Annotated in this window: 10 protein-coding genes and 2 pseudogenes; 1 reads left to right on the top strand and 11 read right to left on the bottom strand. The window is 70.5% G+C overall.

The genetic code is table 11. The annotated features are described in order from the left end of the window. Nucleotides 1-92 precede the first annotated feature (92 nt). From ACIRJP_RS38100 to ACIRJP_RS38060, 9 genes are all read right to left on the bottom strand, one after another. A complete protein-coding gene (locus tag ACIRJP_RS38100; RefSeq protein WP_404184843.1) occupies nt 93-410 on the bottom strand; it encodes a hypothetical protein in 318 nt (105 codons plus the stop codon). Further along, a complete protein-coding gene (locus ACIRJP_RS38095) occupies nt 410-601 on the bottom strand; it encodes a hypothetical protein (protein WP_404184840.1) in 192 nt (63 codons plus the stop codon). Before ACIRJP_RS38095 ends, ACIRJP_RS38100 begins: the two co-directional genes overlap by 1 nt. A gap of 20 nt (nt 602-621) precedes the next feature. Beyond that, complete coding sequence (locus ACIRJP_RS38090; protein ID WP_401879383.1) at nt 622-903, bottom strand: hypothetical protein; 282 nt, start codon at nt 901-903, stop codon at nt 622-624. Beyond that, nucleotides 900-1340, bottom strand: a complete 441-nt coding sequence (locus ACIRJP_RS38085; RefSeq protein ID WP_404184837.1) for a hypothetical protein — start codon at nt 1338-1340, stop codon at nt 900-902. Before ACIRJP_RS38085 ends, ACIRJP_RS38090 begins: the two co-directional genes overlap by 4 nt. Further along, the gene (locus ACIRJP_RS38080; protein ID WP_404184834.1) at nt 1337-2020 is read right to left on the bottom strand and encodes a GGDEF domain-containing protein; all 684 of its coding nucleotides are present in this window, start codon (nt 2018-2020) and stop codon (nt 1337-1339) included. The genes ACIRJP_RS38085 and ACIRJP_RS38080 overlap by 4 nt, the downstream gene beginning before the upstream one ends. Nucleotides 2021-2111: 91 nt before the next feature. Then, the gene (locus ACIRJP_RS38075) at nt 2112-2291 is read right to left on the bottom strand and encodes a hypothetical protein (protein WP_404184831.1); all 180 of its coding nucleotides are present in this window, start codon (nt 2289-2291) and stop codon (nt 2112-2114) included. A 69-nt stretch (nt 2292-2360) separates the two neighbouring features. Then, nucleotides 2361-3137: a hypothetical protein gene (locus tag ACIRJP_RS38070; protein ID WP_404184828.1), complete on the bottom strand. Its 777-nt coding sequence runs from the start codon at nt 3135-3137 to the stop codon at nt 2361-2363. A gap of 233 nt (nt 3138-3370) precedes the next feature. After that, nucleotides 3371-3637: a hypothetical protein gene (locus ACIRJP_RS38065; protein WP_404184825.1), complete on the bottom strand. Its 267-nt coding sequence runs from the start codon at nt 3635-3637 to the stop codon at nt 3371-3373. Next, nucleotides 3634-4341, bottom strand: a complete 708-nt coding sequence (locus tag ACIRJP_RS38060) for an AAA family ATPase (protein WP_404184822.1) — start codon at nt 4339-4341, stop codon at nt 3634-3636. Before ACIRJP_RS38060 ends, ACIRJP_RS38065 begins: the two co-directional genes overlap by 4 nt. 245 nt (nt 4342-4586) lie before the next feature. Here ACIRJP_RS38060 and ACIRJP_RS38055 point away from each other — a divergent pair, with 245 nt between their 5' ends. Further along, nucleotides 4587-4916, top strand: a complete 330-nt coding sequence (locus ACIRJP_RS38055; RefSeq protein ID WP_404184849.1) for a DUF6896 domain-containing protein — start codon at nt 4587-4589, stop codon at nt 4914-4916. Nucleotides 4917-4921: 5 nt separating this feature from the next. On the opposite strand, the pseudogene ACIRJP_RS38050 reads toward ACIRJP_RS38055, so the two are convergent. Both ACIRJP_RS38050 and ACIRJP_RS38045 read right to left on the bottom strand, forming a co-directional pair. After that, nucleotides 4922-5731 (bottom strand): annotated as a pseudogene (locus tag ACIRJP_RS38050) (IS5 family transposase). Between the two features lie 32 nt (nt 5732-5763). Beyond that, nucleotides 5764-6069: pseudogene (locus tag ACIRJP_RS38045) on the bottom strand (transposase family protein); the annotation flags it as partial. Nucleotides 6070-6203: the final 134 nt, after the last annotated feature.

Raw genomic sequence — 6203 nt, 5'->3', positions numbered from 1 at the left:
CTCGCATGGTCACGATGGCGAAGACGAAGCCAAGCACGAGCCCGCATCAGCCATTACCAACGCAGAGGACATCACGGAGTGTCGTTGCAGTACTAATCGCGTCGGGCCGGGGCAGCCTCCAGGACTTCCAGGGCGTCGACGGCGAAGTGGGCCGGGATGGTCGGGTCCTCGGGCCGGACGACGATGCCTGTGACGCGCAGCAGGTCGCCGGGCTGTATCTCGTGCAGGAGTACGTCGGCGAGGCGCGGGTCGGCGGTGCTGCAGGCGTAGACGGTGTCGGGGGCCTCGGGTGCGACCTGGTCCGCGCCGGCGGAGGAGTGGATCAGGTCGAACTTCGCGGTACCCCAGCTGGTGCCGGGGACCGGGATCGCACCGACGTAGCCGTCGATGGCGAGGTACTTGGTGTCCATCAGCCGGCCTCCGCCAGGGGGTTGGTGGAGCGGGGGGAGCGGGATCGGGGAGAGCGCCGCGCGAGCACCAGGAGCTCGCGGTTGCGTCGCTGCTGCTCCGGGGTAATCGGCCGGGGCCTCGGGCCCTGGCGGTGCCAGAGCGGGGAAGCGGGCGGCTCGGGATAGGCAAGGGCGTGGTCTGTGCTGCTCACGGGGACCTCCGGGGAAGGAGTCAGGCGTGGTCGTCGTCGCGCCGGCGCTTGGCCTGGACGTCGGAAGCGAACCGGCCGAGGCGGCGGGCCTCGGTGGGATTCGCGGCAATCCAGGCCTCGGCGCAGCTCTTGTGGACGGGCTCCCCGGAGTGGGAGCGCATCGGTGTGGCCTTGTCGCACAGCGCGCAGGGGCGGTCCTGCCAGCGGTCGAAGTGCCGGGCGTCGCGCCAGTCCAGCAGGTCGCCGGGGACCGGGACCAGGCCCGGCTCCCACAGCGGCGTCTTGCTGCTCCTGCGGGTCATGGCCGCAGGTGGGGCAGCTGCTGGAGGACGCGGTCCACGAGGTCCCGCGTCGGCTTCCATGCCGGGAGCGCACCCGTGGCGGGCACGGGCAGCGGCAGTTCGTGGACATCGGCGAGGACCAGGTGGTGGACGTCGCGCTGCGCCCACGGGCTGGTGCAGTGTTCGGGCCCCTGGTCGGGGTGGCAGCCGGTGAGCCGGGCGACGCCGATGACCGCGCCGAGGTGGAGCTCGCGGCCGCGGATCGCGGTGGCCACCAGCGGGTCGCGCAGGAGGGCGGGGTCCGGCTTCGCCTTCCCGGCGTGGAGGAGGACCCAGCCGCGCCAGGACCAGTGCTTGGGCCTGTTCTCCGGGGTCTTCCCGGCGAGGATGCAGGTGGCCCAGGGCTGGCGGATCGTGATGCCGCGGATCCAGTCGCCGCCTTCGAGTTCGCTCGTCATGCGGCACGCTCCAGCAGCGCGGCACCGGGGCGCCCGGCTCGGCGGCCGTTGACGGTCGGCGCCTGGAGGTCCTCGATCTCCGCCCAGCCGTACCGGCCGGAGTGCTTGGTGCGGTACATCGAGACGTCGGCGCCGCGCAGCAGAGCGGGCAGGGTGTGGATGCCGAGGTAGTCGGGGACGGCGGCGCCGACCGACGCGGCGAAGGCGAGCGGGCCAGCCTTCGTGGGCACGGGCTCGTGCAGTACGCCCACGAGCTCCTTCAGGTGTTGCTCCATCGCGTGCTCGTGGTTCAGGTTCATGCGGGTGGCGACGGCGAACTCGTCTCCGCCCAGGCGGCCGACGACTCCGTGCGGTCCGGCCCAGCGGGCTAGGCGCTCGCCGGTCGCGGCGAGCACAGCGTCGCCGGCGGCGTGGCCCTGGCTGTCGTTCAGGCCCTTGAAGTGGTCGAGGTCGACCATGCAGAGCAGGGAGTCCTGCCGGTGCCGGGCAAGCAGGCGCTGGGCGCGGTGCTCAAACGCGGCGCGGCGCTGCGCTCCGGTGAGGGGGTCGCGGCGTTCGGCCGCGAGGCGCCGATGGAGGGTGAGCGCGTGAACGGTCCAGCCGGTGAGCGGGACCGCAAGGGCGGTGATGATGAGGGCGCGCTGCCCGATTGGCGTCGCAACGCGCGTGACGGGGTCCATACTTGGTTCTCCCTCTCTCGTCTCGTGCGGGATGGGTGACCCGGGGCGGCCGACTGGTTTTCCGGCCTGTGACGGCCGTCCCGGCGCGGAGCTACGGCGCGAAGTCGCCGCGGCTGGTGGTCCAGTTGACGGAGTTGATCCAGCGGCCGGCCTTCGCGGCGGGCCACTCCATCTCCCAGCCGGGTTTCAGCCCGCTGGCTCCCCAGCTGTCCGGCTGCTTGCCGGGGTTATCGAGTCCGGCCTGCTGTGCGGCGAGAGCTGCGTCGTACACCTCCTGGTGCTTGAGGGACCACCGCGACCGTCCCGGCCTTCGCCGGGCCGGGACGGCACGGAGCGTCCGTCAGGCAGCAGCCGGGACGGGGGCGTCGAGGTCGACACCGCGCAGCGCGTCGAGGACGTACGCGTCGAGGCGGGTCTGGTGCTGGGCGGCGACGGCCAGGTCGGTGGCGCGGCCGTAGGCGTAGTAGCACGCGGCCCGGCTGACGCCGGTTTCAGCGAGGGCCCGGTCGACGGTGTCGCGGGCAAGGTGCTCGACCCACCGCTGCGCGGCCGACTCACGGCGGGCGTACGAGGTCGCGTAGGCCACCTCCTGCGCCCACCTGCCGCTGGCACGGCCACGACCGCCGCGCTGCTCCCAGGCCCGGATCCGCTCGCGCATGCTCTCGGGGTCGGCGTCCCAGTCGGCGGCCCACTGGGCGGCGCGCTCGGGGATCTGCTGGTGGATGACGTCCAGGACCTCACGGCCGCCGGCCCCGAGCGCGCGGTGGGCGTCGGTCTCCTCGATGACGCGGATCTGGTGGGCCAGCAGCCGGTAGGGGTAGTAGCGCGGGCTCCAGTTCCCGGTCTCGCCGACCGGCTCGACGATCCACAGGCGGACCGGCCAGGTAACGGGCCAGATGCCGGTGTCCTCCAGCACCTCGCCGACACGCTTGACCATGCGGAAGTACGAGAAGTCGCTCTCGTCGAACCACTTGTTATGGCAGGGGTTGGGGTGGTCGATGACCTTGCCGATGTTGTCGGCGAGGTTCACCCGTGTCCCGGCCAGACGGGACAGTTCGATGATGCCGTCGGCCGGGGTGGCGATGTACCAGGTGACGGGCCTGGGCGTGCGTGCCATGCGGTCCTCCACGGAGGGTGTGGGGCGGCCGGAGCCGCTCATAACTGGATGTTGATCGGGGTGCGCGGGTCGTCGGCGGGGTTGCGGACCGTGCGGCGGTGCGCGGTGAGCCCCGCGCTTCCGCCTTGGATGCGGATGTGGCAGTCCGGGCACCCGCGGGCCCACTCGTCCCCCGGCCGGGATGCCGGCCGGGGTGAGCGGGTGCGGATGGGTTCCGTCGCTGGCGGCGCGGCTCACTGGTCGTCGCCACCGGTCGGCTGCCGGTCGGCGAGGGCCAGGAGCTCCACGGCGAGGTCCGGCGCGGACAGGATGGTGCGCAGGATCGAGGCAAGGCCGTCGCGCTCGGTGGGGTTGAGCCGGTCCCACACTGCGTGTGCGTCGCGGTGAGCGCCGACGGCCTTGAGGTAGTCGTCCTCGGTGGTGGCGGTGTGCTTGGTGCCGCACCGGCCGCACCGGAAGACGGCCTGGTCCCAGCCGCGTTCGGGGGTCTTGGTCGTCATCCGCTGATCGCCTCCATGGCCTGCGCTTCGAGGTCGGCGCGGCCCTCGGGGTCGTCCTGGCCGTGGATGGTGCAGCGCACGTCCGGGTCGTTCATCAGCTCACCGGTCAGGCCGCGCAGGAGGTCGGTGACGTTGTAGACCGGGGCCCACGCCGCGCTCTTGCAGTCGGCGAAGACGGGGCAGCCCATCAGGACTTCGAAGCCGATGTCGCCCTCGCCATCGATGTCGAGGCGCTGGGCGAGGTACAGGCTGTCCGCTCCGAGCCGGACTTCGGCGACGCGGTCGCCGTCGGCGAGCTGCGAGCCGTCGCGCCAGCGCCACATCGGCAGGATCTCGGGGCCGAAGTAACGGCGGACCAGGAGCAGATCGCCCAGGCCCTCTCCCCCGCCCCAGCCGAGATCCCCGCGCCGGGCGTCACTGAGTCGCTGAAGCAGGTTCTCCAGGCGGTAGATGTTCTCCGCGACGACGACGTGATCGAACCCTTCGGCGGGCAGGCCGGGCCACGCGGCGACCACGGCGGCATGCTGGGCAAGGATGACCGGCTCGGGTACGCGCCGGTTCGCGGGCCGGCCTTCCTGGCGTTCGACGCACACGGAGGCCGGGGTGGGGATGACCAGCGCAACCGTGGGCACGCCGTGGCGGCGGGCGGTGGCGATCAGGTCGGCGCGTACGGACTTCTCACAGTTCGTCGCGTTCCCTGTCAAGTTCTTCTGTTCAAGCTCGCCTGTTTGTGACTTGTGGAAGCGGCCGACCTGCGAGCGTATGCGAGGTGCCGTAGAGAGATGCCTTACTGATCGTTTCAGAATGCTGTCCTGCGGAGACGCTGGCGGCCCATGGAAGAATCCCTTCACTCACGGGCTCAAGGAGGAGGGCGCCGTATGGAACGGGTTGGGCTGCACGGGACCTCGTGGTCGGTTACGTCCACGCTCTGAACGCGATTGACGAGGCCATGAGGGTGGCGATTCCGTCGCTTGAGCGACTGGCAGATGTCCTCGGCCTCGCCCGTTCGCGCCGGATCAGTCGGAGTGGGCAGGTCGGCGCCCACTCCTACATGGGTCATGGGGCAGGGTGCTGCTTCGTGTACGACAACGGCATTGAGGTTGATGTGGACTTCGCAGCCGGCGGAAGTGAAGTCTTCGACCTCTGGCGGCTGCGTAGGTACGGGCTGAGGCTGCCGGAGTCTCTTGACGTCACGGATGAGGACCTGCGGGCCGCAGTGCGGTCGCTGCAACCGCTTCTGGCCGAGAAGCGGCCGGGGTGGTTCAGCGTAGCCAGCTGATCGCTTCAGGGTGAGGTTCGCAGGCGGCGCAGGCATATGAGACTGCAGGCAAGTTCGAGCAGGCCCTGGTGGAGATCGGCACGTCGCTCGTAGCGGGTGCGGAGCCGGTTGAACTGGTGCAGCTAGGCGAAGGCGCGCTCGACCACCCAGCGCACCTTGCCCAGCCCGGAACCGTGGGCGACACCGCGTCGAGCAATCAACGGTTTGATGCCCCGCTTCCACAGCAGACGGCGGTACTTGTCGAAGTCGTAGCCACGGTCGGCATACAGACGCTGGGGCTTGCAACGGGGACGTCCCCGCAGTCCCCGGATCGACGGGATAGCGTCGAGCAAAGGCATGAGCTGGGTGACGTCGTGTCGGTTCCCGCCGGTCAGCGTGACAGCGAGCGGGGTTCCGTGCCGGTCGACGATCAGGTGGTGCTTGGAGCCGGGGCGGGCACGGTCAACGGGCGAGGGGCCGACGTGATCCCCTCCTTTTAGGGCCCGGACATGCGAGCCATCCACGGAGCAGTCGTCCAGGTCCAGCAGGCCGGCACGGCGAAGCTCGCTCAACAGGGCAGCGTGCAGGCGCGGCCACACTCCGGCCTCGGTCCAATCCCGCAGCCGACGCCAGGCCGTCACACCGGAGCAGCCCACAGTCTCCGCCGGGACATCCCGCCACGCGACACCCGTCCGCAGCACGAACAGGACGCCGGCGAGTGCCGCCCGATCCGGAATACGCAGCCGCCCGGGGTGGCGATGGCGCCGTTCGGGAGCGGGCGGCAGCAACGGGGCCACCCGCTCCCACAGGCGGTCAGGAACAAGATCGGTGCGCACCCCGGACACCTTGCCGATGAAGGTCGCTGAGCATGAGTCCCGCAGCTCAACTCATTCAGGACGTCCAGCGTCTCGCCGACGTACCGCCAAGCGGTGGCCTCGGATCCCAAACCCGGCTTCCGAGCCGCGAGAACGTCTCGCTCTTCCGCGGATGGACCAGGGTGAGCAGCGCCTGCTGGAAGCAGCCGAGCCTGCGCCAGCGTGTGTTGCGGGCCCGGCGGTGTTCCTGCAGCAGTCAGGAAACATGCTCGACCAGCTCATGCGGGGCGCCGAGCACGGCAGGATACGAACACATCCAGAGCCCCTTCGGTCGTCGGCTTGGTGAGTGGAATCATCACGCCAACGACCAGGGGCTCTGTCTCGTCACCGCGCCCGCTGACCAGCCCATTTCGCCCTCCAGCACAGGATGGAAGAGGTTCAGTCACCAGAACTGGAACCGCGGTGGTGGGGCAGGTCAGCCTGTCACCCGAAC

This window comes from Streptomyces sp. NPDC102437, assembly GCF_044765565.1.
Taxonomy (GTDB): Bacteria; Actinomycetota; Actinomycetes; order Streptomycetales; family Streptomycetaceae; genus Streptomyces.
This window is presented reverse-complemented; position numbering and strand designations above follow the sequence as displayed.